The sequence below is a fragment of the Verrucosispora sp. WMMA2121 genome, assembly GCF_027460185.1.
GTDB lineage: Bacteria > Actinomycetota > Actinomycetes > Mycobacteriales > Micromonosporaceae > Micromonospora > Micromonospora palythoicola.
Map to the genome: position 1 here is coordinate 1 of NZ_JAPZBH010000001.1, position 26,797 is coordinate 26,797.

Genomic DNA, 26,797 nt, shown 5'->3' on the forward strand with positions numbered 1-26,797 from the left:
GCCGACTCAGCGCCGCACTGCGCAGCGGCTCCCGGCTGGTGGCGGGCCGGCTGGTCGCCGAGGTCGAGGAACCGGTGGTCGGTGGGGTGAGCGCGGTCGACTACTTCGTCGCGCAGGCCCGGCCCAGCCTGATCCACGACTGGGAGGCGGCCCACGACCTGCACCTGCCGCTGCCCGAGCACGCCCTGCTCGCCGGCGACGCGGTGCTCGCCGGCGAGAGCCCCGCCGGCTGACCCACGTCGGGTGCCGGCCGCGATGGCATCGCCCCGGCATCATGGAGCCTCCGGGACACACCGAGGAGGCCGGATGGAACTCGCTGCGGCGCTTGCCTGGCTGATGTCGCCCGAAGGGCGGGTCCACCCGTACCCGGCGTATGAGTGGCTACGCGCCCATGGGCCGATCGTGCAGGCCGATCCGGGCGTGTTCGTGGTCACCGGCTACGCAGAGGCCGACGAACTCCTGCGCGATGCCCGGATCCGGGTGCTCGATGAGCATCTGCGGGACGGCCTCCTGTCGGACTGGCGTGACAGCCCGGCCGTGTCCTCGATCGCCCGTTCGATGCTGCGGACCAACCCGCCCGACCACAGCCGGATGCGCCGGCTCGCCGCCGGAGCCTTCACCCCGCGCCGGATCGGCACCATGCGCGAGGTGGTCGCGGCGCAGACCGACGAGCTGATCGACGCGATGGCGGCGAACGGCCGGGGCGGCGTTCCGGTCGACTTCATGGCCGAGTTCGCCTACCCGCTGCCGGTCGGGGTGATCTGCGAACTGCTCGGAGTACCTGCCGCCGACCGTCCGCTGTTCCGGCGGTGGACGGCCGACCTGACCGGCGTCCTGGAGCCCGAGATCACTCCGGCGGAGCTGGCCGTGGCCGATGCGGGCGCCACCGAGCTTCGGGACTACTTCACCGAGCTGGTGGCCGCCCGTCGTCGGCACCCCGCCGACGACTTGACCACCGCCCTGGTGCAGGCGCACGACGCCGGTGACCGGCTTTCCGGCGAGGAACTGCTGGCGAACCTGGTGATCCTGCTCGTCGCGGGCTTCGAGACCACCACCAACCTGCTCGGCAACGGGCTGGCGGTACTGCTGGCCCACCCCGGGGCCGCTGACGTGCTGCGTCAGCATCCGCAGCACGCCCCGGCGTACGTGGACGAACTGCTCCGCTTCGACTCACCGGTGCAACTGACCACCCGGACCAGCGGCGAAGCCGTTCGGCTCGGCGGGGTCGAGGTGCCCGCCGGCAGTTGGCTCCTGCTGCTGCTCGGGGCGGCCAACCGGGACCCCCGGCGGTATCCCCGGCCCGAGCGGTTCGACCCGTGGCGGGCGCAACTGAATCCGCTCTCCTTCGGTGCCGGGCCGCACTACTGCCTGGGAGCGGGGCTGGCCCGACTGGAGGCGCAGGTCGCCTTCCCGGCGCTGCTGCGCCGGCTGCCCGAACTGGCGTCGGCCGGGCAGCCCCGGCGACGGATCCGGCTGACCCTGCGCGGGTACGATCACCTGCCGGTCACCGTGGGTGAACCACTGCCCGCCACGGTTGGTGGTGCGCCGGCCGGCACGGTCATCGGCAGTCCGTAGACTGGTACGGCACTACCGTCCCGCCGTGAAGGAGCCAACCCGCGTGACCGTCCAGCCCATCCGTCTGTTCGGGGATCCGGTGCTGCGCACGCCGGCCGATCCGGTGGTCGACTTCGACGTCGAGCTGCGCAAGCTCGTCGAGGACCTCACCGACACCATGCGTGAGCAGGGCGGCGCCGGTCTCGCCGCGCCGCAACTGGGTGTGGGCCTGCGGGTGTTCACCTTCGACGTCGACGACGTGCTCGGCCACCTGGTGAACCCGGTGCTGGAGTTCCCCGACGAGGAGGAGCAGGACGGCCCGGAGGGGTGCCTGTCCATTCCCGGGCTCTACTTCGACACCAAGCGCCGGCAGAACGTGATCGCCAAGGGCTTCAACGGCTACGGCGACCCGATGCAGATCGTCGGCACCGGGTTGATGGCCCGCTGCGTGCAGCACGAGACCGACCACCTCGACGGGGTGCTCTTCCTCGACCGATTGGATCCGGCCGGTCGTAAGGAGGCGATGAAGGCGATCCGTCAGGCCGAGTGGTACGACGCCGCCGCCCCGCCGACGGTCAAGCTGAGCCCGCACGCCGCCGGCAGCCCCTTCGGTCTGGGGCGGTGACCGGATGCGGGTGATCTTCGCTGGTACGCCGGCCGTCGCCGTTCCGGCCCTGGCCGCCGTGGCCGACTCCCGGCACGAGTTGGTCGCCGTGGTGACCCGGCCGGACGCGCCCGCCGGGCGTGGTCGGGGGCTGGTCCGCTCCCCGGTCGGCGCCTGGGCCGACGAGCGCGGTGTGGAGGTGCTGACGCCGGCGCGTCCGCGTGAGCCGGAGTTCCTGGACCGGCTGCGGGAGTTGGCGCCGGACTGCGTTCCGGTGGTCGCCTACGGCGCGCTGGTGCCGCCGGTCGCGCTGGAGATCCCCCGGCACGGCTGGGTGAACCTGCACTTCTCGCTGCTGCCGGCGTGGCGGGGAGCCGCACCCGTGCAGCACGCGGTGCTGCACGGCGACGAGCTGACCGGGGCCAGCGTCTTCCAGCTGGAGGAGGGGCTGGACACCGGCCCGGTCTACGGCACGCTCACCGACGAGATCCGGCCCGGGGACACCTCCGGTGACCTGTTGGAGCGCCTGGCGCACAGCGGGGCCGGGCTGCTGGTCGCGGTGCTGGACGCGCTGGAGGACGGCACCGCCAGGGCCGAGCCGCAGCCGGCCGACGGCGTCTCGCTGGCCCCGAAGCTGACCGTGGAGGACGCCCGGGTGCGCTGGGCCGATCCGGCCTTCGCGGTGGACCGGCGCATCCGCGCCTGCACCCCGGCTCCCGGGCCGTGGACGACCTTCCGGGACGAGCGGGTGAAGCTCGGCCCGGTCACCCCGGCACCGGACGCGCCCGACCTGAAGCCCGGTGAGCTGCTCGTGGAGAAGGCACGGGTGCTGGCCGGCACGGCCACCGTCCCGGTGCGTCTCGGCGAGGTGCGCGCGGCCGGCAAGCGGGCCATGCCGGCGACCGACTGGGCGCGCGGTGCCCGGGTCGGTGCCGGGGAGGAGTTCGCGTGAGGGAGACCGCCGCCCGCCGCAGCGGAGAGCGTCGGGGGCGGCCGCTGGTCGACCGGCCACGGTACGCGGCGTACGAGGCGGTCGCGGCGGTGCACCGCGACGACGCGTACGCCAATCTGGTGCTGCCGGCGATCCTGACCGACGCGGGACTTGTCGGCCGGGACGCCGCCTTCGCCACCGAACTGACCTACGGCACCCTGCGCCACCTCGGCACGCTCGACGCGATCCTGACCGATGCGGCCGGGCGGGACGTGCAGCGGATCGACCCGCCGGTCCGTGACGCGCTGCGCATCGGCGCGTACCAGCTGCTGCACACCCGGGTGCCGGCGCACGCGGCGGTCTCCTCCACCGTCGACCTGGTCCGGGCCGTCGGCCAGGGCGCAACCGGTTTCGCCAACGCGGTGCTGCGCGAGGTCGCCACCCACGACCTCGACGCGTGGGTGACAAGACTGGCGCCGGCGGTCGAGAGCGACCCGATCGGTCACCTCGCGCTGGCCTACAGCCATCCACAATGGATCGTGCGGGCGTTCAGCGAGGCGCTCGGCGGTGACCTCGGCGAGACCACCCGCCTGCTGATCGAGGACAACGAGCGCCCGCCGGTGCACCTGGCTGCCCGACCCGGCCTGGCCGACCCGGTCGACCTCGCCGACGAGGTGGGCGGCGCGCCCGGTGCCTTCTCGCCGTACGCGGTCTACCTCGCCGGTGGCGCCCCGGGCGAGCTGGCGGCGGTGGCCGACGGCCGGGCCCACGTCCAGGACGAGGGTTCCCAACTGGTCGCGAACGCGCTCGCGCTGGCACCGGTGGACGGGCCGGACGGCCGGTGGCTCGACCTGTGCGCCGGTCCGGGCGGCAAGTCGGGTCTGCTCGGTGCCCTGGCGGCGCAGCGCGACGCGCGGCTGACCGCCGTGGAGGTGGCCGAGCACCGGGCCCGGCTGGTCGCCGGTGCCACCCGAGGGCTGCCGGTGACCGTGCTGAACACCGACGGCCGGCTGGTGGGCACCGAGCCGAAACTGCCGGAGGAACACTTCGACCGGGTGCTCGTCGACGCGCCGTGCACCGGGCTGGGCTCGCTGCGCCGCCGCCCCGAGTCGCGCTGGCGGCGGCAGCCGTCCGACCTGTCCGCCCTGACCCGGTTGCAGCGCGAGTTGCTCGCCGCCGGGTTGCGGGCGGCCCGGCCGGGTGGGGTGGTGGCCTACGTGACCTGTTCACCGCACACGGTGGAGACGCACGTGACGGTGACCGAGGCGGCCCGCCGCAGCGGAGTGCCGGTCGACTTCGTTGACGCCCGCACGGTGCTGCCGGCCGGAATGCCGGGCCTGGGCGACGGGCCGACGGTGCAGTTGTGGCCGCACCGGCACGGCACCGACGCGATGTTCCTCGCCCTGCTCCGCCGCACCTGATGCGGCCCCGGTACCGCCCGGGATCCGTTCGTGGCGTGCCTGGTCGGCTGACCGGCACCGTCGTGTTTCCTGGCGTGCTGCGGACCTCGCCGCCGGGATCCGCTTGTGGCGTGCTGCGGACCGGCCGCCCGGACCCGCCCCGGCGCGGCGGTCGGGGGAAGAGCCGCAGCGACCGGGGCGGGTGGCTATTCGGCGGACCGGACGGGTACCCAGTCCGTGAACCGTCGGTGCAGATCCGGGAGCTGTTCACCGGGCGCTAGCCCGGCAAGCTGCTCGGCGGCCTCTTCGCGCAACTCCACCAGGTGCACCATGAGCGCCGGCTTGTCCTCCCGGTAGGTGGCGAGCAGATTCAGCTTCGCCGGCGAGCAGGGCCAGGCGATCCCGCAGGCCCGGCACCGCCACGTCGGGCGGGACGGGACGTGCTCCTCGATCCGGCCGTTCATCCGGTCGCGCTCGCGGCGGCGCAGCGGGGCCGGGAGCGACGCTCGGCGTACGGGACGGGCGGGACGTTGACCGGCCGCATCCCCGCCGGTCGCAGAAACAGCGCTCGTCGCTGCGTCGCGTCCCCGTGCCGGTCGAGCTGGTAGACGTCGACCCAGGCCCACCCGTCGTACGTCGTGCGGTCCAGGTGCCGGATCACCCGGACCAGGATCGGTGTGTGGAACTGCGGGGATGCTGCCCGGGTCAGCAGGTACACGCCGGGGCGGACCCGGGTATGTCGCCCTCCCGCCGGGTCACCAGCCACGCGCCGGCTCTCGCAGGGACATGGGACTTCTCCTCCGTAGTGGTTGGAGAGGGCCGCCCCGGTCTGCTCGCCCAGGGGCGACCCCCGGCGACCCGGCGAGCGGGATTGCCGTCCCAGGCCCGCGCGCGCCGCCCATCAAGACAATTGCCCACCGAATGTGGACGACTACAGGGCGTAGGCATAGGTTCTATAGACGTCAAGGACGTCATGCGGGAGGCGGGCATGAATCAGGCGCTGCGAGCAGCCATGGTGGACGCGGGCGAGACCGCCGAGAGTCTCGCCGAACAGGTCGGCGTGGATCCCAAGACGGTTTCGCGGTGGGTCGCCCCGGGACGGGTGCCGCATCCCCGGCACCGCGCGGCGGCGGCTGCGGCGCTGGGGCGCGACATCGAGGACATCTGGCCGGACGTCTTGAAGCGGCGCGAGCCGGCCTGGCTGCGCCCCTGGGTGGAGACCGAACTCCAGGCGACCGCGTTACGGTCCTTCCAGGTGGCGGTCATCCCGGGGCTGTTGCAGACGCCCGAGTACGCCTCGGCGGTGCTCAGCAGCGGGCTGCTCGCCCCCGACGAGGTGGCCGGCTACGTCGAGACCCGGATGCGCCGGCAGGCGTCGGTCCTGGAACGGCGCAAACCGCCGCTCTTCGTCGCGGTCATCGACGAGTTCGCCCTCCGCCGCGGCGCCCCGGACATCATGCACCCGCAACTGGACCACCTGGTCAACCTGGCGCGGCGGCCCAACATCCTGCTGCACGTGCTGCCGCTGGACGCCGGCCTGCACCCGGGGCAGGCGGGGCCGTTCGTCATCGCGACGACCGAGGACGGCGACGTCGCGTACCTGGACGACCAGGCCGCCGGCCGGCTGACCGACGACACCGCCGCGCTCTGGTCCATTTGGGATACGCTGCGCTCGGTGGCGCTGCCGCGCCGCCAGACCATCGACTTCCTTGAGGCACGATCATGGCTGACCTGACCGGCGCCGTGTGGCGCACCAGCACCCGCAGCAGCTCGAACGGCGGCGACTGCGTCGAGGTCGCCGACAACCTTCCCGGCGTCGTCGGTGTCCGCGACTCGAAGGACCGGACCGGTCCGGCCCTGGCCTTCGCACCGGCGGCCTGGCAGGCGTTTGTCGCCCGACTCGCCGAGCAGCCCTGACCCGACCCGTCCACAGGCGCCCGTCCCCACCGGGGGGCGGGCGCTCCACCGTGACCAAACCGAGCCGCAAGACCCACCACCGCCCGGTCACCTCCCACATTCCGAAATCCCAACGATCCGCCAAGACCTTGGACAGTTTCCGTTAGCGCCTAACGGAAACTTTCCAAGATTGCGCGCGGCACCCGCCGCGGTGACGGCATCGGCGTGCGGGGCGGGCTGCTGTGCGGGGTGAGGGGTGGGGGTGTTGTGCCGTGGGTGGGCTGTCGGTGGGGACGAGGGGCTGAGGCTGTGTCAGGGTCGCGGCTCTGCCGCCACGGCCGAGGGCCGGGGCCCGAGGGGTGTGGCCGGGGGGCTCAGGTGATCGGGAGGGCGCGGGTGCCGGCGCCCTTCACCGAGCGGGTCAGGGTGCGGTCGCTCATCCAGAGGAAACACTTCACCGACCGGTTGCCGCTGCGCCACTCGCCCTCGGCGGGGTGGTAGAAGATGGTGCCGACCCGGAACTGGAGGTTGCCGTCGTCCGGCACCTTCGCATAGCGGGCGATGGCGCCGCGGCAACCACGATGGGCGCGCGCCGGGTTCTCCAGGAACTCCGACCAAGTGCTCTCCGGCGCCTGCCACAGACCGACGAACTCGGCCCGGTGCCGCGCGGTGCACTCGACGGCGACCATCTCGATCACCTCGTCGCCCTCGGTGCGGGCATTGAAGCAGCCGTGCCGCAGCGGTGACGCCTTGTCCAACACGCCGGTCAGGCTGGCTGTGCGCCGAACCGGCACCGGGGTGTCGAGCCCGCGTAGCTCGTGGACGTCGCAGCGGAACCAGCGGGCGCCGCCGGCCCATGCCGGCGGCGAGGGCAGGACGACGGTGAGTCCGATCCGGGCAGCGCGCCAGTCGCCGCCCATGATCCGACGGACCTGCCGGTCGCACTCGCCGAACGCGACGCGCATCCCCTCGCTGCCGACCTCCGGTGGCCGATTCCCGGTCACGTCGGTGAGGGTACCGACGTGCAGGGTCTCGGCCTGGTGCGGCTCGGCGCAGTCCACCGGGGCGTACGCGCTGAGGTAACCGACCTCCTGCGGTCGCCGGTGGCAGGTGCCGGAGTCGGGAGTGAAGGACGCGGGCACCGCCATCGACGCCCAGTCGTCGACCAGGTCACCGTCGGTGCCGGCCGGTCTGGTGCAGCCGGTCGCCGCCAACGCCACCACGGCACCCAGTGCGACTCCGGTCAACCATCGCCGCATCCCCGCCGACCTCCCGCTGCCGCCCGTCGAAGCGGCAGCATACGGTACCGGGATCGGACGGTGCCGGGGACGTTCGCGCGCCGTGCTCACGTCACGGGCAGTCCCCGCGGGCCGACGCCGCGCATCGAGCCGGTGAGCTTGCGGTCGTCGCTCCACAGGATGCACCGCACCCCCCGGTCGCCCTCCTCCCACTCCCGCTGCGAGGGCGGGTAGAAGATGGAACCGGCGCGGTAGGGCAGGTCGGCGTTGTTGGGCACGTCCGCGAAGGCGGCGATCAGCTCCATGCACCGTTTGTGGGCCCGGCCGGCCGAGGCGACGAACTGTTCCCAGCTCATGTCCTGCTCGACGTAGACACCGACGAACTCCGCGCCGTGCGGCTCGGTGCACAGCACCGGTGCCATGTAGTTCAGGCTGTCGCCGATCAGTTTCGGGTCGAAGCAGCGATGCACCAGCGGTGAGTCGCCGATCAGCGCGCCACGCAGGCTGCCGGTGCGGTTGACCGGCCGGGTGTTGTCGATGCTGTCGGTCTCGCTCAGGTCGCACCGGAACCAGCGGGCGCCGCCGTTCCAGGCCGGCACCGACGGCAGGGCGATGTTGAGCGTCAACCGGGCGGTGTGCCAGTCACCGCCGAGCACCAGCCGGGCCCGCTGATCGCACTCCGCCCGGGCGGTACGCAGCGCCGCCGACCCCGGCTCCGGACGCTCGCCCTCGGCGTCGTCGTCGGTGAACGTACCGACGTGGATGGTCTCGGCGAGGTGGTTGCGGGCGCAGTCCACGGTCTCGTACGTGCTCGCCTGCACGACCGAGGTGATCCGGGGCAGGCAGGCGTCGGTGGCCGGGACGAACATCGTGGGTGCCCGCAGTGTCTGCCAGTCGTCGGTGAGGTCGCCGTCGGTTCCGCCCGGCCGCACGCAGCCGCCGAGCACCATCGCAGCCACACTGGCCAGCGCCAGTGCCGCGAGCCACCGTCGCATCGTCCGCCCTTTCCGGGAGCTGCCGCCCGGCTGCCGGCTCCCGCGCCCACCGGCCTGCACGATACCGTCACCGTCCCCGATGGAGTGTTGCCGCGAATGGGTCGTCTGGCCAGTGGAAGCCGAGCTTCATTCCGTTTCACCGGTTCGAAGGGGGTCATTCTGCACCATTGGTCACCTCCGGGTCACCAGGCGTCCCGGTTGCTGGCACGCTGCCGTGGCCGCTGGCCACGTTCGTACACTGGCTCCGTGACCGTACCGCCGCCGATCGTCGCGCCCAGCATCCTCGCCGCCGATTTCTCCCGTCTCGCCGAAGAGGTGCGTGCCGTCGAGGACGCCGCGGACTGGCTGCATGTCGACGTCATGGACAACCACTTCGTGCCGAACCTGACCATCGGGCTGCCCGTGGTGCAGAGCCTGCGGGCCGCCACCAAGCTGCCCTTCGACGTACACCTGATGATCACCGACCCGCGGCGTTGGGCGCCTGGCTACGCCGACGCCGGGGCGTACAACGTCACCTTCCACGCCGAGGCCTGCGACGACCCGGTGGCGTTGGCCCGCGACCTGCGGGCGGCGGGCGCCAAGGCGGGGCTGGCGATCGACCGGGACACCCCGATCGAGCCGTACCTCGACCTGCTGCCGAGCTTCGACACGCTGCTGGTCATGACCATCAAGGCCGGGTTCGGCGGGCAGCGGTTCCTCCCGCAGTTGCTGGACAAGGTCCGCGCCGCGCGCCGGCACGTCGACGCCGGCCACCTGGAGCTGCGCATCGAGGTCGACGGCGGGATCGCCGCCGACACCATCGAACAGGCGGCCGAGGCAGGTGCCGACGCCTTCGTGGCCGGCACCGCCGTCTACGGCGCCGACGACCCGGCCGAGGCGGTACGCCGGCTGCGCGGGCTGGCCGAGCGCGCGGCGACCCGGGCCTGACGTGGAGACCTCCGACGATCGCAAGGACGTGATCCTCGTCGTCGACGACGACGAGGACATCGCCCGCTTCGTCGAGTTCAACCTGCGTCTGCAGGGCTTCGACGTGATCCTCGCCGCCGACGGCCAGGAGGCACTGGAGCTGATCGAACGCCAGCGGCCGGACCTGGCCGTGGTCGACCTGATGATGCCCCGGGTGGACGGGCTGGAACTGACCCGACGTCTGCGCGCCGACCCGATGACCGCCGCCCTGCCGGTGATCATGTTGACGGCTAAGGGAATGACCCAGGACAAGGTTCACGGGCTCAACGCCGGCGCCGACGACTACCTGGTCAAGCCCTTCGACAACGCCGAGTTGGTCGCCCGGGTCAGCTCCACGCTGCGGCGCAACAAGGAGTTCCGGGAGGTCTCCCCGCTGACCGGCCTGCCGGGCAACAGCCGGATCCGCCGGGAGATCGCTGACCGGGTCCGTGGCGGCGCGGACTACGCCGTCGGCTACATCGACATCGACCGGTTCAAGAGCGTCAACGACCGGTACGGGTTCGTCCGGGGCGACGGCTTCATCTCCGCGCTGGCCCGCAGCCTGCACCGGGCGGTGGTCGCGGTGGCCCTGCCGCCGGCCTTCCTCGGCCACGTCGGCGGCGACGATTTCGTCTTCGTGTGCACGCCCGAGCAGGTGCGGCCGCTCACCCTGCGGGTGTCGGCGGACTTCGAGAAGGCTGCGGACGCCCTCTACGATCCCACCGACCGGGAACGCGGTTACGTGGAGTTGAAGGACCGGCGCGGCAACATCCGCCGGGCGGCGCTGGTCACCCTCTCCATCGGGGTCGCGATCTCCGACACCGACAAGCGCATCACCGATCCGCTGGAGGCGATGACGGTCGCCTCCGAGATGAAGACCGTGGCCAAGAGCCAACCCGGCTCGTACGTGGCGGTGGACCGTCGTCGCGGTGTCGCCGACCCCGGTCACCGTCATGTGAAGTAGCTCGCCCGGGTGCCCCGACGCCCCGGCGGGCGTGTAAGACTTTGCTCAGTACCCACCACGCGCTGGCGGGACTCGGTGTAATTCCGAACCGGCGGTGATCCACGGTCCGACCGTGGTAAGCCCGCGACCCGGGAGCGGTTCGTCCGCCCGGTGGACCTGGTGAGAATCCGGGGCCGACGGTTGGGGGCGGCTCGTCCGCGCCCAGACAGTCCGGATGGGAGACAGCGCGCGGGACGGAAGGGGGCCGTGTGGCTCGCCGGGCTCCGGCGTGCGCGCGTCCCGACCGGGGCGGCTGTGCCGTACCCGGACTCCGCCTGCCCGTGGCCACCTGGCCGAACTCCCCGCCCGCGCGTACGAGCGAGAGGGCAACGGCAGGCGATGGCGAGCGTCTCCGTGGACGAGGCGATGCGTCGGGCGATCGAACTCGCGGCGCGCGGGCTCGGCACCACAAGTCCCAATCCCGTCGTCGGCTGCGTGCTGCTCGACGCCGACGGTGAGGTGGTCGGCGAGGGCTTCCACGCGTACGCCGGGGGACCGCACGCGGAGATCGTCGCGCTGGCCCAGGCCGGCAAGCGGGCCAAGGGTGGCACGGCGGTGGTCACCCTGGAACCCTGCGACCACGTCGGCCGCACCAGCCCCTGTAGCACCGCGCTGGTCCAGGCGGGGGTGGCCCGGGTCGTCATCGCGGTGCCGGATCCCAACCCGGTCGCCACCGGCGGCGCGGCCACGTTGCAGTCCGCCGGCATCCGGGTCGACGTCGGCGTCCGCGAGGCCGAGGCGGAGGCCGGCAACGTGGCCTGGCTGACCGCCATGCGCCGAGGCTGGCCGTACGTGATCTGGAAGTACGCGGCGACCCTCGACGGTCGTTCCGCGGCGGCCGACGGCACCAGCATGTGGATCACCTCCGAGGCTGCCCGGATGGACGTGCACGCGCTGCGCGCCACCGTCGACGCGGTGGTCGTCGGCGTCGGCACGGTCCTCGCCGACGATCCCCGGCTCACCGTGCGCAACCTGCGCGACGGCAGTCTGGCCATCCGGCAGCCGCTGCGCGTGGTGGTCGACTCGGCCGGGCGTACCCCGGACGACGCCCGGGTCCGCGACGGCGCCGCCCGCACCTGGGTGGCCACCGCCGCCGAGGTGGGCACCGGCCCGGACGGCGGGGTGGACCTGCCGGCGCTGCTCGCCGCCCTGCACACCCGGGGGATACGGGCGGTGCTGCTGGAGGGCGGCCCCCGGCTCGCCGGGGCGTTCCTCGCCGCTGGCCTGGTCGACCGGGTGGTCGGCTACCTCGCACCCCGGCTGCTCGGCGCCGGGCCAGCCGCGCTCGTCGACGCGGGTGTGAGCACCATCGCCGAGGCGATCGACCTGGAACTCACCGACGTTACGCAGGTCGGTCCCGACCTGCGGATCACCGCGCTGCCCCGGAAGAGGGAGGGCTAGGCATGTTCACCGGCATCGTCGAGGAACTGGGCGAGGTCGTCGGGATGACCCCGACGGCGGAGGACTCGACCCTGGTAGCGGTCCGTGGCCCACTGGTCACCTCCGACGCACGGCACGGCGACTCGATCGCGGTCAACGGCGTCTGCCTGACCGTCGTCGAGGTCGACGGCGGGGTGTTCACCGCCGACGTGATGGGCGAGACGCTGCGCCGCTCGGCGCTGGGCGCGCTGGGTACCGGCGACCGGGTCAACCTGGAGCGGGCCGCCGCGCTGGGCGGCCGCCTCGGCGGTCACCTGGTGCAGGGGCACGTGGACGGCGTGGGCGAGGTGCTCTCCCGCGAGCCGGCGGCGCGCTGGGAGACGGTCCGGTTCCGGTTGCCCGCCGCGCTGTCCCGCTACGTGGTGGAGAAGGGCTCGATCACCGTCGACGGGGTTTCGCTGACCGTCGCCGAGGTGGGCGACGACTGGTTCACCGTCGGCCTGATCCCCACCACCCTGTCGGCGACCACCCTCGGCAGCCGGTCCGTCGGTGATCCGGTCAACCTGGAGGTGGACGTGCTGGGCAAGTACGTCGAGCGGCTGCTGGGCGCTCGCGCGGCCGACGGGGCGGAGGTGCCGGCATGACCTTCGCCGACATCGAGCAGGCCCTGGCCGAGATCGCCGCCGGCCGCCCGGTCGTGGTGGTCGACGACGCCGACCGGGAGAACGAGGGCGACCTGATCTTCGCGGCCGAGCTGGCCACCCCGGAACTGCTGGCCTTCACGGTGCGGCACACCTCGGGCTTCATCTGCGTACCGCTCACCGAGAGCGAGTGCGACCGGCTCGACCTGCCGCCCATGCACCACACCAACCAGGACCGGCGGCAGACCGCGTACACGGTGACCGTCGACGCGCGGGAGGGGGTGACCACCGGCATCTCGGCGGCCGACCGGGCGCACACCATCCGGCTGCTCGCCGACCCGGCCACCGGATCGACGGACCTGGCCCGTCCCGGGCACGTGGTGCCGCTGCGGGCCCGTCCGGGTGGGGTGCTGCGCCGTCCCGGGCACACCGAGGCGGCCGTCGACCTGACCCGGCTGGCCGGGCTGCGCCCGGCCGGGGTGCTCTGCGAACTGGTCAACGACGACGGCACCATGATGCGGCTGCCGGACCTGGAGAAGTTCTGCGCCGAGCACTCGCTGACCCTGGTCACCATCGCGGATCTGATCGCCTACCGGCGGCGTACCGAGAAGCAGGTCGAGCTGGTCGCCGACGCCCGGATGCCCACCGAGCACGGAGTGTTCCGGGCGCTGGGCTACCGCAGCGAGTACGACTCGGCCGAGCACGTGGCGTTGGTGATGGGCGACCTCGGCGACGGCCGCGACGTGCTGGTCCGGGTGCACTCGGAGTGCCTGACCGGTGACGTCTTCTCGTCGGTGCGCTGTGACTGCGGCCCGCAGCTCAACGCCGCCCTGGACCGGGTGGCTCGCGAGGGACGGGGCGTGGTGCTCTACGTGCGGGGCCACGAGGGGCGCGGCATCGGGCTGCTGCACAAGCTCCAGGCGTACCAGTTGCAGGACCAGGGCCGGGACACGGTGGACGCGAACCTCGACCTGGGGCTGCCGGCCGACGCGCGCGACTACGGCACCGGCGCGCAGATCCTCTACGACCTCGGGGTGCGCTCGATGCGACTGCTGACCAACAACCCGGCCAAGCGGGCGGGGCTGGAGGGCTACGGCCTGACCATCACCGGCCGCGAGGGGCTGCCGGTGCGCCCGCACCCGGAGAACGTACGGTACCTGCGGACCAAGCGGGACCGGATGGGGCACCTGCTGGACCAGCTGGACGAGGCCGCCGAAGCGCCGATGGGGCGTACGGTGCCGGGCACAGAGATCGGAGCGTAGGCGAGATGGCGGGTTTCGGGGAGCCGGGTTCGGCTCCGGTCGACGCGGCCGGGATGACCGTCGGTGTGGTCGCCGCAAAATGGCACGGTGACCTGACCGACCACATGCTCGACCGGGCGGTGGCCGCCGCGCAGGCGTGCGGCGCCCGGGCGGTGGTGGCCCGGGTGGCCGGCTCGGTGGAACTACCGGTGGTGGCGCAGGCGCTGGCGCGGCGCTGCGACGTGGTGGTCGCCCTCGGCGTGGTGGTGCGCGGTGCCACCGCCCACTTCGACTACGTCTGCCGGTCGGTCACCGACGGGCTGACCCGGGTCGCCCTGGACGAGGGCAAGCCGGTCGCCCACGGCGTGCTGACCGTGGACACCATCGAGCAGGCCCGCGACCGCGCCGGCCTGCCCGACTCCGCCGAGGACAAGGGCTGGTCGTCGACGGTGGCCGCCCTCGACGCCGCCCTGGCCATCCGCCAGGTCGCCACCTCCGCCAATCAGCGCGTCGGCTTCACCTCCTGACCCCCACCCCCTGCCCGGTTGATCAAGAAGTTCGCGTCAAGAAACCGTGCTCGGGCGACGAAAACTTCTTGATCAACACTTGAGGTGGAGGGCGGGGGAGGGCCGAGTCAGGTGAGGTCGGGGGCCTTGGCGGCCTGGGTGAGCCACTGTTGTTCGAGTTGTTCGAGGACGCCCTCGGCGGCGAGTTGCCCGACCGCCGCGCTGACGCAGCCGGCCAGCGGCGAGTCCTTTGCCAGCAGCAGTCCGAACGCCTCCGGGCTGCCCACCTGGGGCAGTTGTCCGACGACCACCGCGTCGTCGATCTCCCCGCCGGTGAGGTCGAACGCGGTGGGCAGGTCCACCACCAGGCCGTCGATCCGCCCGCCGCGCAGCGCCTTCGTGGCCTCGTCGTCGGACTTGTAGGTCCTCGGTTCGGATTTCGGCCGGACCAGATCGGTGATGGCCTGGTAGCCGGCCGTGCCGGTCCGGGCGCCGAGCCGGGCGTCCCGCAGCTCGGTCAGCGCCCTCCGGTCGGCGATCTTGGAGGACTCCAGCGCGACCACCGCCTGCCGGACCAGGTAGTACGGCGCGGAGAAGTCGACCGCCTGCCGGTGCTCATCGGTCATCGGGTACCTGTCGATGCCGAAGTCGAAGGTCTTCGGCCCGGCGGCGACGGCGGCGTCGGACGGCACCCGGGTCCAGGTGACGTCGTCGCGGGCGTAGCCGAGCTGCTCCGCCACCGCGTAGGCGACGGCGGACTCGAAACCCTTGCCGTTGGCCGGCTGGTCGTCGACGAACCACGGCGCCTCGGCCGGCTCGCCGGTGGCGACGGTGAGGGTGCCCGGCGACTGGGTGGGCAGGCTGTCCTTGGCGCACGCCATCGACACGGTCGGCATGGGCGCGGGCTGGGCCTGCGGCGTGCAGGCGCTGGCCGCGAGCAGGACGGCCGCCGCGGAGGCGAAGGCGAGGGTACGCGGGGTGGTGACCATGGCGGACAGCGTACGACCAACATAGGCGAGGATCGAAGGGTTGTCCCACCGCTCCGCCAGGTGCGCCGGTCCCGTCCACCGGTCACCACCGACCCGGTGCTCGGGGCGACCCTCGGCGACTGCGAGAATCCGTCTCCGTGAAGACGTTCGAGGAGTTGTTCGCGGAGTTGCAGGCCAAGGCCGCGGCCGGCACCCCCGGCTCGGGCACGGTCGCCGCACTGGAGAAGGGCGTGCACTTCATCGGCAAGAAGGTCGTCGAGGAGGCCGCCGAGTCGTGGATGGCCGCCGAGCACGAGGGGCCCGAGCGCACCGCGGAGGAGATCTCCCAGCTGCTCTACCAGGTCCAGGTGCTGATGCTCGCCAGTGGTCTGGACCTGAAGGACGTCTACCGACATCTGTGAGTGCCCCCGCCGTCGACCAGAGACCCGATCGAAGGAGCACTCCCGTCATGCTGCGTGTCGCCGTACCCAACAAGGGCGCGCTGGCCGATTCGGCCGCCCAGATGCTGCGTGAGGCGGGCTACCGCCAGCGCACCGACACCAAGGACCTGGTCTGCCGTGACCAGGCGAACGACATCGAATTCTTCTACCTGCGCCCGAAGGACATCGCGACCTACGTCGGCTCCGGTGACCTGGACGTCGGCATCACCGGCCGGGACCTGCTCATCGACTCCGGTGCGCCGGCCGAGGAGGTGGTCGACCTGAACTTCGGGCGGGCCACCTTCCGGTTCGCCGCCCGTCCGGACGACGTCGACGACGTACGGGAGCTGGGCGGGCACCGGATCGCCACCGCGTACCCGGGGCTGGTCGAGCGGCACCTCGCCGAGCTGGGCGTCAAGGCCGACGTCATCCGGCTCGACGGTGCGGTGGAGAACGCCATCCGGCTGGGTGTCGCCGACGTGGTCGCCGACGTGGTCGAGACCGGAGCCACGCTGCGTCAGGCCGGTCTGGTGGTCTTCGGTGAGCCCCTGCTGAAGTCCTCGGCGGTGCTGGTCCGCCGCACCGGCGCGGCGGCGCACCCGCAGGCCGAGCAGCTGATGCGCCGGCTGCACGGGGTGCTGGTGGCCCGCCGCTACGTGATGCTCGCCTACGACGTGCCGGCCGGGCTGCTGGACCGGGCCAGCTCGCTCACCCCGGGTATCGAGTCGCCGACGGTCTCCCCGTTGCACCGGGAGGGCTGGGTGGCGGTGCAGGCGATGGTGCTCCGCGACGACGTGCACCGGATCATGGACGAACTCTACGAACTGGGCGCCCGCGCGATCCTGGTCACCAACATCCACGCCTGCCGGCTGTGACCGGTGGGTGGGCCGGTACGTCGCTGTGTGGCGGCGGCCGCCCGGGTACGACCGGATGGCAGACTGGTGGGGTGAGTGACACCGACGTGGTCCGGGTGCGGCCCCGGCGAATCCGGCTGGTCTGCTGGGTGTCGGCCATCCTGCTGGTCGTGGTCTTCGCCCTGGTCGCCACCACCCTCACCGGCCCCACCGGTAACGGGTACGGCACCTTCCAGCGCGGCGACCAGTTGGCCATGATCGGGCTCGGGATCATGTTCGCCCTGGGCACCCTGCTGTTCACCCGACCCCGGGTCGAGGCGGACGTGCGGGGGGTGCGGGTCCGCAACATCATCGGCTCGTACGAGCTGCCCTGGGAGGTCGTCCGCGGCGTCCGGTTCGACCGTGGGGCACCCTGGGCGGCGCTGGAGCTCTACGACGACGACCTGCTGCCGGTGGTCGCCCTCCAGGCCGCCGACAAGCAGCTCGCCGTCGACGGGGTACGCGCCCTGCGCCGCCTGCACCAGGCGCACCTGACCGCGCTCGCTGAGCGGGCAGCGGGCCGGCGCCCGGTTTGAGGAGCCGCTGGCCGAGGGTGTAGTGTTGTCGAGTCGACCAGGCTGTCCTAACCGTTAGGACGGCCGTGAAAGCGGAGCGCCTGCTCCCACCCGAGTCGCCGCCTGTGGCGTCCGGGTCCGGTCACCGGTTCCGGGCACGTCCCGGCGCCGGATGCGCGATCCTGTGATCGTGCCGACCGGTCGAGCGGGCCCTGGCATACGCCGGGGCCTTCTACTTTCCGGGCCGGCTCCCACCGGGAGCCGCCGGGTCGGCCACGCATGAAGATCCGACTCGAGGAGGCCCCATCAGCGTCGAACCACGCGTGAACGAGCAGATCCGGGCACGTGAGGTCCGACTGGTCGGCCCCGAGGGTGAGCAGGTGGGCATCGTCCCGCTGGAGCGCGCCCTTCAGCTGGCCGCGGACGTCGATCTGGACCTGGTCGAGGTTGCGCCGATGGCGCGCCCGCCGGTGTGCAAGCTCATGGACTTCGGCAAGTTCAAGTACGAGAGCGCACTGAAGGCGCGCGAAGCGCGGCGTAACCAGCAGCAGACCGTCATCAAGGAGATGAAGCTCCGGCCGAAGATCGATCCGCACGACTACGAGACCAAGAAGGGTCACGTGGTGCGGTTCCTGAAGGCCGGTGACAAGGTCAAGGTGACGATCATGTTCCGCGGTCGCGAGCAGAGCCGCCCGGAGCTGGGCTACCGGCTCCTGCGCCGGCTCGAGTCCGAGATCACGGAACTGGGATACGTGGAGTCCGCTCCGAAGCAGGACGGCCGAAACATGATCATGGTTCTCGCTCCGCACCGGGCCGTTAAGGCCTCCGCGGTCGCCGCCACGGCGTCCCGCGGTGGACCCCGGGAGCGGACCGCGGAGGAGCCCGCCACCGCCGCGGCCGCCGAACCTGCGGTGACCAGTGAGAGCGCAGCAGCCGGTGAGACCGGCACGACCGCTGACACCAGCGGTCAGTAACAGGGGAGAAGACGTTCCACATGCCGAAGATGAAGAGCCACACGGGGATGGGCAAGCGGGTCCGCGTGACCGGCAAGGGCAAGATCACGAAGCAGCAGGCCGGTCTGCGTCACAACCTCGAGAAGAAGCCCTCCACCCGCACCCGCCGGCTGACGGGCGTGGTCGAGGTGGCCAAGGCTGACGTCAAGCGCATCAAGAAGCTGCTCGGCCGCTGACGCGCGCCACCTGAATCCAAGAAGGAGTTGAGATGGCACGCGTCAAGCGGGCTGTTAACGCCCAGAAGAAGCGCCGTACCCTGCTGGAGACCGCGAGCGGATACCGCGGTCAGCGCTCCCGGCTGTACCGCAAGGCCAAGGAGCAGGTGCTGCACTCGATGCAGTACGCCTACCGGGACCGTCGCGACCGCAAGGGCGACTTCCGGCAGCTGTGGATCCAGCGGATCAACGCGGGTGCCCGCGCCAACGGGATGACCTACAACCGGCTGATCCAGGGCCTGCGCCTGGCCGGCATCGAGGTCGACCGCAAGATCCTGGCTGACCTGGCCGTCAACGACGCCGCCGCGTTCGCGGCGATCGTCGAGCTGGCCCGGGCCGCCGTGCAGGCCGAGGGCACCGGCGGCGCGCCCGCCCAGGCCGCCTGAGTCCCACGCAGCGCAGCGAGGCGTCCCTCGGCAACGGGGGACGCCTCGCGCGTGCGGCCGAGACCATGCTCTTCACACCGCGTACGCCCCGGGTGGTGGCCGCGCGCCGACTCCAGCGTCGCCGCGACCGCGAGGCCGCGGGTCGGTTCCTCGCCGAGGGACCGCAGGCGGTCCGGGAGGCGCTGAGCCGACCCCGCACCGTGCTGGAGCTGTTCGGCACCCCGGCCGCCCTCGACCGGTACGCCGATCTGGCGGCGAGCGCCGCCGGCGGCGACGTGCCCGTCTCCGAGGTGACCGACGAGGCCTTGGCCGCGCTCGCCGAGACCGTCGCCCCGCAGGGGCTGGTCGCCGTCTGCCGGCACCTCGACGTGTCCCTGGAGGTCGCGTTGTCACGCGTCCCCCGGCTGGTGGCCGTGCTCGCCGGCATCCGTGACCCGGGCAACGCCGGCACCGTGCTGCGGACCGCCGACGCGGCCGGCGCCACCGCGGTGATCTTCGCGGGTGACGCCGTCGACCCGTACAACGGCAAGTGCGTCCGGTCGTCGGCCGGCAGCCTCTTCCACGTCGACGTGGTACGCGAACGCGACCCGGCCGCAACGCTCACCGCCGCCCGGGCCGCCGGACTGACGGTGCTCGCCGCCACCGGCCACGGCGAATCTGACCTCGACGAGCTGGTCGACGCCGGCCGGCTGGCGGCACCGACCGCCTGGCTGTTCGGCTCCGAGGCGCACGGCCTGCCCGTCGACCTGGCCGAGGCCGCCGACGCCCGGGTCCGGGTGCCGCTGCACGGGCGGGCCGAGAGCCTCAACCTGGCTGCGGCGGCGGCCGTCTGCCTGTACGCTTCGGCCAGAGCACAGCGCTGACCCGAGGTCAGGCGCGCATGACGGAGGAGACGCGGCCCCCATGGTGAACGCACCACGGCGTTCGTTTAGCCAGCCCGCCGGTGTCGGCGGGCGGCGGGCCTGACCTGCTCTCCACACGACTCCCACCGGCGGGCTGCGGCACAGCCGCGCGTCCGTAGACTCGCCTAGCCGCCCGCGAGGGCCGGCGCCGTCGTGAGGGAGTGCCCGTACGCCATGACTTACCGCAACGATCCGTACGACCCGAAGCAGGTCGCCCTGCTGGACCCGGCCGCGCTGGCCGAGGCCGTGACCGAGGCCGAGAAGGCGTTCGCCGCCGCCGGTGACCCGGACGCGCTGGCCGCGGTGCGCCCGGCGCACCTGGGCGACCGGGCCCCGGTCTCGCTGGCCCGTCGCGAGATCGGCGCGCTGCCGCCGGCCGCCAAGGCCGACGCCGGCAAGCGGGTCAACGAGGCCCGCCGGGCCATCGAGCAGGCGCACGCCGCCCGGGCCGAGGTGCTGGAGCGCGAGCAGGCCGAGCGGGTCCTGGTCGCCGAACGAGTCGACGTGACGTTGCCGTACGACCGGCGCCCGCGTGGCTCCCGACACCCGATCACGCTGCTGATGGAGCAGATCAGCGACCTGTTCATCGGGATGGGCTACGAGGTGGCCGAGGGCCCCGAGGTCGAGCTGGAGTGGACCAACTTCGACGCGCTGAACATCCCCGCCGACCACCCGGCGCGGGGGCTGATGGACACCTTCCACATCGCACCGGAGGGTTCCGGTCTGGTGCTGCGTACGCACACCTCACCGGTGCAGGCACGCACCATGCTCAGCCGCAAACCGCCGATCTACGTGGTGGTGCCCGGCCGGGTCTACCGCACCGACGAGTTGGACGCCACCCATTCCCCGGTCTTCTACCAGGTGGAGGGTCTGGTGGTGGACAAGGGCATCACGATGGCGCACCTGCGGGGCACCCTCGACCACTTCGCCCGGGCGATGTTCGGCGCGGGGGCGAAGACCCGGTTCCGGCCGCACTACTTTCCGTTCACCGAGCCGTCGGCGGAGTTCGACGTGTGGTTCCCGGAGCACCGCAAGGGCCCGCAGTGGGTCGAGTGGGGTGGCTGCGGCATGGTCAACCCGCGGGTGCTGCGGGCCTGCGGCATCGACCCGGAGGTCTACTCCGGCTTCGCCTTCGGCATGGGCATCGACCGGACGGTGATGTTCCGGCACGGAGTGGGCGACATGCGGGACCTGGTCGAGGGCGACGTCCGGTTCACCCGGGCGTTCGGCCACGGGGCTTAGTGCGGGCGCGAGTTACGGAGACGGTGGTTACCCATAATGCGAGTTTCTCTCAGTTGGCTGCGGGAGTACGTCGACGTACCCGACCTGCCCGTCGACGAGCTGGAGCGGGCCCTGGTCGACCTCGGCATCGAGGTCGAGTCCATCGTGGACCTGTCCGGCACGGTCACCGGGCAACTGGTGGTCGGCGAGGTCCTGGAGATCGAGGAGCTGACCGGCTTCAAGAAGCCGATCCGGTTCTGCCTGGTGAACGTGGGCGCCGCCAACGGCACCGGTGAGCCGCAGGAAATCGTCTGCGGTGCCCGCAACTTCGCCCCGGGTGACCGGGTGGTGGTGATCCTGCCCGGCGGCGTGCTGCCGGGTGGCTTCGCCATCGGTGCCCGCCGCACGTACGGGCGCAACTCCAGCGGCATGATCTGCTCGGCCCGGGAACTGGGCCTGGGCGACGACCACTCCGGCATCCTGGTGCTGCCCGAGCACGTGGTGGCGGCGCCCGGCGACGACGCCCGTCCGGTGGTCGGCCTCGACGACGTCATCGTCGAGGTGGAGATCACCCCGGACCGGGGCTACCAGATGTCACTGCGCGGGCTCGCCCGCGAACTGGCGCACGGCCTCGGCCTCGACTACTCCGACCGGGGCCGGATGCCCGCGACGCCCGGCACGGCCGAGCCGGCGTACCCGGTCGAGGTGCGCGACCCGGTCGGCTGCGACCGGTTCGCGGCCCGGATGGTGCGCGGCGTCGACCCGGCGGCGCAGACCCCGGACTGGATGCGGCAACGGCTGACCATCGCCGGCATCCGCAGCATCTCGTTGCCGGTGGACATCACCAACTACGTGATGCTCGAACTCGGCCAGCCGATGCACGCCTTCGACGCCGACCGGATCGCCGGCCCGCTGGTGGTGCGCCGGGCGGTACCGGGGGAGAAACTGACCACGCTCGACGGGGTGACCCGCGCCCTCGCCCCCGAGGACATGGTCATCTGCGACGCCGGGCTGCCGAACCCGGTCGCCGCCGAGGGTGACGGCATGCCGATCTCACTGGCCGCCGTGATGGGCGGCGAGACCAGCGAGGTGCTGCCGGGCACCGTCAACGTGCTCTTCGAGGCCGCGCACTGGGACCCGGCGATGGTGGGTCGCACCGCGCGCCGGCACAAGCTGTTCAGCGAGGCGGCGAAGCGTTGGGAGCGCGGGGTCGACCCGGCGCTGCCGCTGGTCGCCCTGGACCGGGCGGTCGGGCTGCTCACCTCGTACGCGGGCGGCACCGCCGGCGAGGAGGTGCTGGACATCAACCACGTCCGGCCGCGTACCCCGGTCACCCTGCCGGCGGACCTGCCCAGCCGGCGGGTCGGTGTGGACTACCCGCCGGCCCGGGTGGTCGCGCTGCTGGAGCAGGTCGGCTGCACCGTGGCGCGCGGCACCGACCGGCTGGCCGAGGAACCGGGCTCGGTGGGGGTGGCCGCCGGAGACGGCGAGGCGCTGAGCGTCACCCCGCCGACCTGGCGGCCCGACCTGACCGATCCGGCGGACCTGGTCGAGGAGGTGGTCCGCCTCGACGGGTACGACAAGGTGCCGTCGGTGCTGCCGACCGCGCCGCCCGGCCGGGGCCTGACCTGGCAGCAGCGACGCCACCGGGCGGTGTCCCGTTCCCTGGCCGAGCGCGGCTACGTCGAGGTACTGGCGCACCCGTTCGTCGCCACCGAGCTGGCCGACCAGCTCGGCCTGCCCGCCGACGACCCGCGCCGCCGGGCGGTGCGGCTGGCCAACCCGCTGTCGGAGGAGGAGCCGCTGCTGCGCACCACGCTGCTCGGCCCGCTGCTCGGCATCGTCCGGCGCAACCTCGGCCGTGGCCTGCGGGACCTGTCCCTCTACGAGATCGGCACGGTCTTCCAGCCTCGGGTGGATGCCGGCAGCCCGCCGCCGATGGGCGTGGACCGGCGTCCTACCGACGCGGAGTTCGCCGCCGCCGACGCGGTGGTTCCGCACCAGCCCCGGCACGTCGCCGTCGTGCTGACCGGTGAGATCGAGCCGGCCGGCTGGTGGGGCGGCGGGCGGGCGGCCGGCTGGGCGGACGCCGTCGAGGCGGGCCGCGCGGTGCTCGCCGCCGCCGGGATACCGGACCGGCAGGTCGAGGTGCGCTCGGCCGAGTACGCCCCCTGGCACCCGGGCCGCTGCGCGGCGCTGCTGGTCGACGGTGCGGTCGTCGGCCACGCCGGTGAGCTGCACCCGCAGGTCGTGGCGACGCTCGAACTGCCGAGGCGGACCTGCGCCATGGAGCTGGACCTGGACGCTCTGCCGGCACCTGCGGTGACGGCCGCGCCCGCTGTCTCCGGCTACCCGCCGGCGCTGATCGACGTGGCGCTGGTGGTGGCCGAGTCGGTACCGGCGGCGCAGGTCCGGCAGGCACTCGTCGAGGGTGCCGGCGAGCTGCTGGAGTCGGTCAGCCTGTTCGACGTGTACGCCTCGGAGCAGCTCGGCACCGGACGCAAGTCACTGGCCTACAAGTTGACCTTCCGGGCTCCGAACCGCACGTTGACGGTCGAGGAGGCGGTGGCCGCCCGCGACGCCGCCGTCGCCCGCGCCGCCGAACGCTGCGGCGCCGCCCTCCGCGGCGCCTGAGCGGCGGGCAAGGGCCCCTTCCCGACGCCTCGTGCGGGGAAGGGGCCCTTGCTCACTGCGGGAGTGGGAGCGGTGTGCGGTCGGTGACGGCGGCAAGGGGGTAGGTGCGGGATCGACCGAAAGGTCAACACCGGTGGCTGTTTGGTTACCCGCGAGTCACGTCTGAGGGGTTAGCCTGCTGTATCCCGACGACCCTGGGATCACACCCGCCACCCCCACGGGAGCCCCCTCATGTCCGATGATCCGCCCGCCTCGGTCGACGTCTGCATCGTCGGTGGTTGTGGCCGGGTGGGCCTGCCGCTGGGCATCGCCTTCGCCGCCCGCGGGCTGTCCGTCGTGCTGTACGACATCAACGCCGAGGCTGTCGCGGGCGTCAACGCGGCCACCCTCCCCTTCGCCGAGCCCGGCGCGGCCGATCCGCTGGCCGAGGCGGTGGCGGCCGGCCGGTTGCGCGCCACCACCGACCCCGCTGCCGTCGGGATCTCGGACCACCTGGTCGTCGTGGTCGGTACGCCGGTCGACGAGCACCTCAACCCGGATCTCGGTGCTGTGCCCCGCGCGTTGGAACGCTGCGCCGAACACCTGCGCGACGGTCAGTTGATCGTGCTGCGCAGCACCGTCTACCCCGGGGTCACCGCGCTGACCGAGAAGTTGCTGGCCGGCAAGGGCCTGCGCGCGGACGTGGCGTTCTGCCCGGAACGGATCGCCGAGGGCCGGGCGATGACCGAGCTGTTCACGCTGCCGCAGATCGTCGCCGCGCGGACCCCGGAGGCGCTGGCGCGGGCGGAAGAGCTGTTCCGGCACCTGACCGACCAGATCGTCCCGCTCGAACCCGAGGAGGCCGAGCTGGCGAAGCTGTTCACCAACACCTGGCGGTACATCAAGTTCGCCACCGCGAACCAGTTCTGGATGATGGCGAACGACTTCGGGCTGGACTTCGCCCGGATCCGGCACGCAGTGGCGTACGACTACCCGCGTGCGGCCGATCTGCCGATGCCCGGTTTCGCCGCCGGGCCGTGCCTGTTCAAGGACACCATGCAACTGGCCGCGTTCAACCGGAACAACTTCGTGCTCGGCCACTCGGCGATGCTGATCAACGAGGGGTTGCCGCTGTATCTGGTGTCCCGCCTGGAAGACCGGTTCGACCTGGCCACCTCGACGGTGGGCATCCTCGGCATGGCCTTCAAGGGCGGCAGCGACGACCCCCGGGAGAGCCTGGCGTACAAGCTGCGCAAGATCCTGGCGTTGAAGACCCGGGAGACGCTCTGCACCGACCCGTACGTGGCCGACGACCGCTTCGTCGACCTGGACGAGGTGTTGCGCCGGGCCGACCTGCTGGTCATCGCCGCACCGCATGAGCAGTACGCCCGCCTGGACACCGACAAACCGGTGATCGACATGTGGGGTCTGACCGGGCAGGGGGTACGGGTGTGATGAATCCCCGGGTCTCGGTGATCGTGCCGGTCTACAACGAGGGCGAGGCGATCATCCGCTGCCTGGAGCGGATGCTGCGTGAACTGATGCTGCCCGCCGAGGTGCTGATCGTGCACGACATGCCCGAGGACACCACGGTCCCGTACGTCGAACGGATCGCGCGTACCGACCCCAGGGTCCGGGCGGTGCTCAACACCTACGGCCGGGGCCCGGCCAACGCGATCCGGTTCGGCATCGACGCGGCCCTGGCACCGGTCGCGGTGGTGACGATGGCCGACGGGTGTGACGATCCCCGGCAGATCGACGAGTTGGCCCGGTTGGTGGACCGGGGGGTGGTGGTCGCCGCGGCCTCCCGGTACATGCCGGGTGGTCAGCAGGTCGGCGGGCCGAGGCTCAAGCGGATGATGTCCCGCTGGGCGGGACGAAGTCTTTACACCTTCGCCCGGGCCGGCACCCGCGACGCCACCAACAGCTTCAAGGCGTACGACACGGCGTTCGTCCGGGAGGTCGGCATCGAGTCGCGGACCGGCTTCGAGATCGGGCTGGAACTGACCGCGAAGGCCACCCGGCTGCGCCTGCCGGTGGCGGAGATTCCGACCATCTGGCTGGACCGTCCGCTCGGCGAGTCCCACTTCGACCTGGGCCGCTTCCTCCCCGGCTACCTGCGCTGGTACCTGTTCGCCTACGGTCGACGGCTGAGCCGGGAGAAGTTGACCGCCCGGGTGCGGACGGCGGCCGTGCCGGCTCCGCGTGGCACCGAGTACGAGAAGACGGCATAGGAGCGTTCGTGGCGAAGATCCTGGTAACCGGTTCGGCCGGCTTCATCGGCGGCTATCTCGTCGCGGAGCTGCTGGACCGCGGCCACGAGGTGGTGGGTGTCGACAACTTCTCGAAGTACGGTCCGGTCGCCCAGAGCCACGAGGGGAACCCCCGGTTCCGGTTCGTGGAGGGGGACGCCCGCGACACCGAGCTGCTGACCGGGCTGCTCGACGGCTGCGACCACCTGGTCGCCGGGGCGGCGATGATCGGCGGGATCTCCTACTTCCACGCGTACGCCTACGACCTGCTCGCCACCAACGAGCGGATCATGGCGGCGACCTGTGACGCGGCGATCCGAGCCCACCGCGACGGCCGGCTGTCCAAGGTCACCTACCTCTCCTCCTCGATGGTGTTCGAGTCCACCGAGCACTGGCCCAGCCGGGAAGGCGACGAGCGACGTGTCCCGCCGCCGCTGTCCTCGTACGGCTTCCAGAAGCTGGCCGTGGAGTACTACGCCCGCGCGGCCTGGGACCAGTACCGGTTGCCCTACACGATCGTGCGGCCGTTCAACTGCGTCGGCGTGGGGGAGGGGCGGGCGCTGGGCCAGGCCGAGGTGCTCTCCGGCAACGTCAAGCTGGCCATGTCGCACGTGGTGCCCGATCTGGTGCAGAAGATCGTCAAGGGGCAGGATCCGCTGCACATCCTCGGCGAGGGCGACCAGGTGCGGCACTACACCTACGGCGGGGACCTGGCCCGGGGCATCGCGCTGGCCATCGAGCATCCGGCGGCGGCCAACGAGGACTTCAACCTCTCCACCGCTGAGTCGACCACCGTGCTGGAGTTGGCCGAGCTGATCTGGCGCAAGATCAAGGGACCGGACGTGCCGTTCCGGTACGTCAGCGACGACCCCTTCCAGCATGACGTACAGAAGCGGGTGCCGGACACCACGAAGGCCCATGAGGTGCTCGGCTTCACCGCCACCACATCCCTGGATGAGATGCTCGACGAGGTCATCCCCTGGGTGACCGACGCGGTCGCCGAGGGCCGCCTCTAGTGCCTTGACCACGAAGGTTCGCGGTGTTG

29 protein-coding genes, 1 pseudogene and 1 riboswitch are annotated in these 26,797 nt (G+C 72.3%); of the genes and pseudogenes, 25 read left to right on the top strand and 5 right to left on the bottom strand.

Annotation, left to right across the window (positions count from 1 at the left end; translation table 11 throughout):
• From O7605_RS00005 to O7605_RS00025, 5 genes and pseudogenes are all read left to right on the top strand, one after another.
• Nucleotides 1-233, top strand: a pseudogene (locus tag O7605_RS00005) (AAA family ATPase); the annotation flags it as partial.
• Nucleotides 234-306: 73 nt separating this feature from the next.
• Nucleotides 307-1,575 (top strand): cytochrome P450, encoded by a 1,269-nt coding sequence (locus tag O7605_RS00010; protein ID WP_269737321.1) that lies wholly within the window; start codon nucleotides 307-309, stop codon nucleotides 1,573-1,575.
• 43 nt (nucleotides 1,576-1,618) lie between these two features.
• A complete protein-coding gene (def, locus tag O7605_RS00015) occupies nucleotides 1,619-2,179 on the top strand; it encodes a peptide deformylase (RefSeq protein ID WP_164445161.1) in 561 nt (186 codons plus the stop codon).
• Between the two features lie 4 nt (nucleotides 2,180-2,183).
• On the top strand, nucleotides 2,184-3,110 hold the full coding sequence (fmt, locus tag O7605_RS00020) for a methionyl-tRNA formyltransferase (RefSeq protein ID WP_269737322.1): 927 nt from the start codon (nucleotides 2,184-2,186) through the stop codon (nucleotides 3,108-3,110).
• Nucleotides 3,065-4,510 (top strand): RsmB/NOP family class I SAM-dependent RNA methyltransferase, encoded by a 1,446-nt coding sequence (locus O7605_RS00025; RefSeq protein WP_443083848.1) that lies wholly within the window; start codon nucleotides 3,065-3,067, stop codon nucleotides 4,508-4,510. Before fmt ends, O7605_RS00025 begins: the two co-directional genes overlap by 46 nt.
• A gap of 185 nt (nucleotides 4,511-4,695) precedes the next feature.
• On the opposite strand, the gene O7605_RS00030 is transcribed toward O7605_RS00025, so the two are convergent.
• A complete protein-coding gene (locus tag O7605_RS00030) occupies nucleotides 4,696-4,953 on the bottom strand; it encodes a flavin reductase (protein ID WP_269737324.1) in 258 nt (85 codons plus the stop codon).
• Complete coding sequence (locus O7605_RS00035) at nucleotides 4,950-5,207, bottom strand: hypothetical protein (RefSeq protein ID WP_269737325.1); 258 nt, start codon at nucleotides 5,205-5,207, stop codon at nucleotides 4,950-4,952. The genes O7605_RS00030 and O7605_RS00035 overlap by 4 nt, the downstream gene beginning before the upstream one ends.
• Before the next feature lie 270 nt (nucleotides 5,208-5,477).
• Between O7605_RS00035 and O7605_RS00040 the strand changes: the two genes are divergently transcribed.
• Together O7605_RS00040 and O7605_RS00045 are read left to right on the top strand one after the other, a co-directional pair.
• On the top strand, nucleotides 5,478-6,224 hold the full coding sequence (locus tag O7605_RS00040; protein WP_269737326.1) for a DUF5753 domain-containing protein: 747 nt from the start codon (nucleotides 5,478-5,480) through the stop codon (nucleotides 6,222-6,224).
• A complete protein-coding gene (locus O7605_RS00045; RefSeq protein WP_269737327.1) occupies nucleotides 6,212-6,406 on the top strand; it encodes a DUF397 domain-containing protein in 195 nt (64 codons plus the stop codon). Before O7605_RS00040 ends, O7605_RS00045 begins: the two co-directional genes overlap by 13 nt.
• A 353-nt stretch (nucleotides 6,407-6,759) precedes the next feature.
• Here the strand turns inward: O7605_RS00045 and O7605_RS00050 are convergent, their stop codons facing one another.
• Nucleotides 6,760-7,644, bottom strand: coding sequence for a septum formation family protein (locus O7605_RS00050; RefSeq protein ID WP_269737328.1), 885 nt, complete (start codon nucleotides 7,642-7,644; stop codon nucleotides 6,760-6,762).
• Nucleotides 7,645-7,730: 86 nt separating this feature from the next.
• A complete protein-coding gene (locus tag O7605_RS00055) occupies nucleotides 7,731-8,618 on the bottom strand; it encodes a septum formation family protein (protein ID WP_269737329.1) in 888 nt (295 codons plus the stop codon).
• 246 nt (nucleotides 8,619-8,864) lie between these two features.
• On the opposite strand from O7605_RS00055, the gene rpe reads away from it, so the two are divergent.
• From rpe to ribH, 6 genes are all read left to right on the top strand, one after another.
• Complete coding sequence (rpe, locus tag O7605_RS00060) at nucleotides 8,865-9,545, top strand: ribulose-phosphate 3-epimerase (RefSeq protein ID WP_269737330.1); 681 nt, start codon at nucleotides 8,865-8,867, stop codon at nucleotides 9,543-9,545.
• Between the two features lies 1 nt (nucleotide 9,546).
• A complete protein-coding gene (locus O7605_RS00065) occupies nucleotides 9,547-10,527 on the top strand; it encodes a response regulator (RefSeq protein WP_269737331.1) in 981 nt (326 codons plus the stop codon).
• 57 nt (nucleotides 10,528-10,584) lie between these two features.
• Nucleotides 10,585-10,757: riboswitch (FMN riboswitch) on the top strand.
• A gap of 148 nt (nucleotides 10,758-10,905) precedes the next feature.
• The gene (gene ribD, locus O7605_RS00070; protein WP_269737332.1) at nucleotides 10,906-11,967 is read left to right on the top strand and encodes a bifunctional diaminohydroxyphosphoribosylaminopyrimidine deaminase/5-amino-6-(5-phosphoribosylamino)uracil reductase RibD; all 1,062 of its coding nucleotides are present in this window, start codon (nucleotides 10,906-10,908) and stop codon (nucleotides 11,965-11,967) included.
• A gap of 2 nt (nucleotides 11,968-11,969) precedes the next feature.
• A complete protein-coding gene (locus O7605_RS00075; RefSeq protein ID WP_269737333.1) occupies nucleotides 11,970-12,590 on the top strand; it encodes a riboflavin synthase in 621 nt (206 codons plus the stop codon).
• Nucleotides 12,587-13,849, top strand: coding sequence for a bifunctional 3,4-dihydroxy-2-butanone-4-phosphate synthase/GTP cyclohydrolase II (locus O7605_RS00080; RefSeq protein ID WP_269737334.1), 1,263 nt, complete (start codon nucleotides 12,587-12,589; stop codon nucleotides 13,847-13,849). The genes O7605_RS00075 and O7605_RS00080 overlap by 4 nt, the downstream gene beginning before the upstream one ends.
• A 5-nt stretch (nucleotides 13,850-13,854) precedes the next feature.
• Nucleotides 13,855-14,355, top strand: a complete 501-nt coding sequence (ribH, locus tag O7605_RS00085) for a 6,7-dimethyl-8-ribityllumazine synthase (RefSeq protein WP_269737335.1) — start codon at nucleotides 13,855-13,857, stop codon at nucleotides 14,353-14,355.
• 107 nt (nucleotides 14,356-14,462) lie between these two features.
• Here ribH and O7605_RS00090 read toward each other — a convergent pair whose 3' ends face one another.
• Nucleotides 14,463-15,323, bottom strand: a complete 861-nt coding sequence (locus O7605_RS00090) for an ABC transporter substrate-binding protein (RefSeq protein WP_269737336.1) — start codon at nucleotides 15,321-15,323, stop codon at nucleotides 14,463-14,465.
• A gap of 137 nt (nucleotides 15,324-15,460) precedes the next feature.
• Between O7605_RS00090 and O7605_RS00095 the strand changes: the two genes are divergently transcribed.
• The 12 genes from O7605_RS00095 to O7605_RS00150 all read left to right on the top strand — a co-directional run bounded on the left by O7605_RS00095 (nucleotide 15,461) and on the right by O7605_RS00150 (nucleotide 26,768).
• Nucleotides 15,461-15,724 carry a phosphoribosyl-ATP diphosphatase gene (locus tag O7605_RS00095; RefSeq protein ID WP_088947482.1) on the top strand — a complete coding sequence of 88 codons (264 nt, stop codon included), beginning with the start codon at nucleotides 15,461-15,463 and terminating at the stop codon, nucleotides 15,722-15,724.
• A gap of 47 nt (nucleotides 15,725-15,771) precedes the next feature.
• Nucleotides 15,772-16,617, top strand: coding sequence for an ATP phosphoribosyltransferase (gene hisG / locus O7605_RS00100; RefSeq protein WP_269737337.1), 846 nt, complete (start codon nucleotides 15,772-15,774; stop codon nucleotides 16,615-16,617).
• A 71-nt stretch (nucleotides 16,618-16,688) separates the two neighbouring features.
• Nucleotides 16,689-17,171, top strand: a complete 483-nt coding sequence (locus O7605_RS00105; protein ID WP_269737338.1) for a PH domain-containing protein — start codon at nucleotides 16,689-16,691, stop codon at nucleotides 17,169-17,171.
• A gap of 302 nt (nucleotides 17,172-17,473) precedes the next feature.
• Nucleotides 17,474-18,124, top strand: a complete 651-nt coding sequence (gene infC, locus O7605_RS00110) for a translation initiation factor IF-3 (RefSeq protein WP_269737339.1) — start codon at nucleotides 17,474-17,476, stop codon at nucleotides 18,122-18,124.
• A 20-nt stretch (nucleotides 18,125-18,144) separates the two neighbouring features.
• The gene (gene rpmI, locus O7605_RS00115) at nucleotides 18,145-18,339 is read left to right on the top strand and encodes a 50S ribosomal protein L35 (protein WP_093404274.1); all 195 of its coding nucleotides are present in this window, start codon (nucleotides 18,145-18,147) and stop codon (nucleotides 18,337-18,339) included.
• A 32-nt stretch (nucleotides 18,340-18,371) separates the two neighbouring features.
• Complete coding sequence (gene rplT, locus O7605_RS00120) at nucleotides 18,372-18,764, top strand: 50S ribosomal protein L20 (protein ID WP_093404272.1); 393 nt, start codon at nucleotides 18,372-18,374, stop codon at nucleotides 18,762-18,764.
• 65 nt (nucleotides 18,765-18,829) lie between these two features.
• The gene (locus O7605_RS00125) at nucleotides 18,830-19,627 is read left to right on the top strand and encodes a TrmH family RNA methyltransferase (RefSeq protein WP_269737340.1); all 798 of its coding nucleotides are present in this window, start codon (nucleotides 18,830-18,832) and stop codon (nucleotides 19,625-19,627) included.
• A gap of 213 nt (nucleotides 19,628-19,840) precedes the next feature.
• Nucleotides 19,841-20,908, top strand: a complete 1,068-nt coding sequence (gene pheS, locus O7605_RS00130; protein ID WP_269737341.1) for a phenylalanine--tRNA ligase subunit alpha — start codon at nucleotides 19,841-19,843, stop codon at nucleotides 20,906-20,908.
• A gap of 36 nt (nucleotides 20,909-20,944) precedes the next feature.
• A complete protein-coding gene (pheT, locus tag O7605_RS00135) occupies nucleotides 20,945-23,521 on the top strand; it encodes a phenylalanine--tRNA ligase subunit beta (RefSeq protein WP_269737342.1) in 2,577 nt (858 codons plus the stop codon).
• A 231-nt stretch (nucleotides 23,522-23,752) separates the two neighbouring features.
• A complete protein-coding gene (locus O7605_RS00140) occupies nucleotides 23,753-24,955 on the top strand; it encodes a nucleotide sugar dehydrogenase (RefSeq protein ID WP_269737343.1) in 1,203 nt (400 codons plus the stop codon).
• Nucleotides 24,955-25,734 (top strand): glycosyltransferase family 2 protein, encoded by a 780-nt coding sequence (locus O7605_RS00145; RefSeq protein WP_164445141.1) that lies wholly within the window; start codon nucleotides 24,955-24,957, stop codon nucleotides 25,732-25,734. Before O7605_RS00140 ends, O7605_RS00145 begins: the two co-directional genes overlap by 1 nt.
• A gap of 8 nt (nucleotides 25,735-25,742) precedes the next feature.
• On the top strand, nucleotides 25,743-26,768 hold the full coding sequence (locus O7605_RS00150; RefSeq protein ID WP_269737344.1) for an NAD-dependent epimerase/dehydratase family protein: 1,026 nt from the start codon (nucleotides 25,743-25,745) through the stop codon (nucleotides 26,766-26,768).
• The last annotated feature ends 29 nt before the right edge of the window (nucleotides 26,769-26,797 follow it).

What these genes read in the sequence shown, in the direction of transcription:
- O7605_RS00010 (WP_269737321.1), top strand. Translation starts at nt 307, where the DNA reads ATGGAACTCGCTGCGGCGCTTGCCTGGCTGATGTCGCCCGAAGGGCGG.
- fmt (WP_269737322.1), top strand. Translation starts at nt 2,184, where the DNA reads ATGCGGGTGATCTTCGCTGGTACGCCGGCCGTCGCCGTTCCGGCCCTG.
- O7605_RS00030 (WP_269737324.1), bottom strand. Translation starts at nt 4,953, where the DNA reads ATGAACGGCCGGATCGAGGAGCACGTCCCGTCCCGCCCGACGTGGCGG.
- O7605_RS00040 (WP_269737326.1), top strand. Translation starts at nt 5,478, where the DNA reads ATGAATCAGGCGCTGCGAGCAGCCATGGTGGACGCGGGCGAGACCGCC.
- O7605_RS00045 (WP_269737327.1), top strand. Translation starts at nt 6,212, where the DNA reads ATGGCTGACCTGACCGGCGCCGTGTGGCGCACCAGCACCCGCAGCAGC.
- O7605_RS00050 (WP_269737328.1), bottom strand. Translation starts at nt 7,644, where the DNA reads ATGCGGCGATGGTTGACCGGAGTCGCACTGGGTGCCGTGGTGGCGTTG.
- O7605_RS00055 (WP_269737329.1), bottom strand. Translation starts at nt 8,618, where the DNA reads ATGCGACGGTGGCTCGCGGCACTGGCGCTGGCCAGTGTGGCTGCGATG.
- ribD (WP_269737332.1), top strand. Translation starts at nt 10,906, where the DNA reads ATGGCGAGCGTCTCCGTGGACGAGGCGATGCGTCGGGCGATCGAACTC.
- O7605_RS00075 (WP_269737333.1), top strand. Translation starts at nt 11,970, where the DNA reads ATGTTCACCGGCATCGTCGAGGAACTGGGCGAGGTCGTCGGGATGACC.
- O7605_RS00080 (WP_269737334.1), top strand. Translation starts at nt 12,587, where the DNA reads ATGACCTTCGCCGACATCGAGCAGGCCCTGGCCGAGATCGCCGCCGGC.
- ribH (WP_269737335.1), top strand. Translation starts at nt 13,855, where the DNA reads ATGGCGGGTTTCGGGGAGCCGGGTTCGGCTCCGGTCGACGCGGCCGGG.
- O7605_RS00090 (WP_269737336.1), bottom strand. Translation starts at nt 15,323, where the DNA reads ATGGTCACCACCCCGCGTACCCTCGCCTTCGCCTCCGCGGCGGCCGTC.
- hisG (WP_269737337.1), top strand. Translation starts at nt 15,772, where the DNA reads ATGCTGCGTGTCGCCGTACCCAACAAGGGCGCGCTGGCCGATTCGGCC.
- rpmI (WP_093404274.1), top strand. Translation starts at nt 18,145, where the DNA reads ATGCCGAAGATGAAGAGCCACACGGGGATGGGCAAGCGGGTCCGCGTG.
- rplT (WP_093404272.1), top strand. Translation starts at nt 18,372, where the DNA reads ATGGCACGCGTCAAGCGGGCTGTTAACGCCCAGAAGAAGCGCCGTACC.
- O7605_RS00125 (WP_269737340.1), top strand. Translation starts at nt 18,830, where the DNA reads ATGCTCTTCACACCGCGTACGCCCCGGGTGGTGGCCGCGCGCCGACTC.
- pheS (WP_269737341.1), top strand. Translation starts at nt 19,841, where the DNA reads ATGACTTACCGCAACGATCCGTACGACCCGAAGCAGGTCGCCCTGCTG.
- pheT (WP_269737342.1), top strand. Translation starts at nt 20,945, where the DNA reads ATGCGAGTTTCTCTCAGTTGGCTGCGGGAGTACGTCGACGTACCCGAC.
- O7605_RS00140 (WP_269737343.1), top strand. Translation starts at nt 23,753, where the DNA reads ATGTCCGATGATCCGCCCGCCTCGGTCGACGTCTGCATCGTCGGTGGT.
- O7605_RS00145 (WP_164445141.1), top strand. Translation starts at nt 24,955, where the DNA reads ATGAATCCCCGGGTCTCGGTGATCGTGCCGGTCTACAACGAGGGCGAG.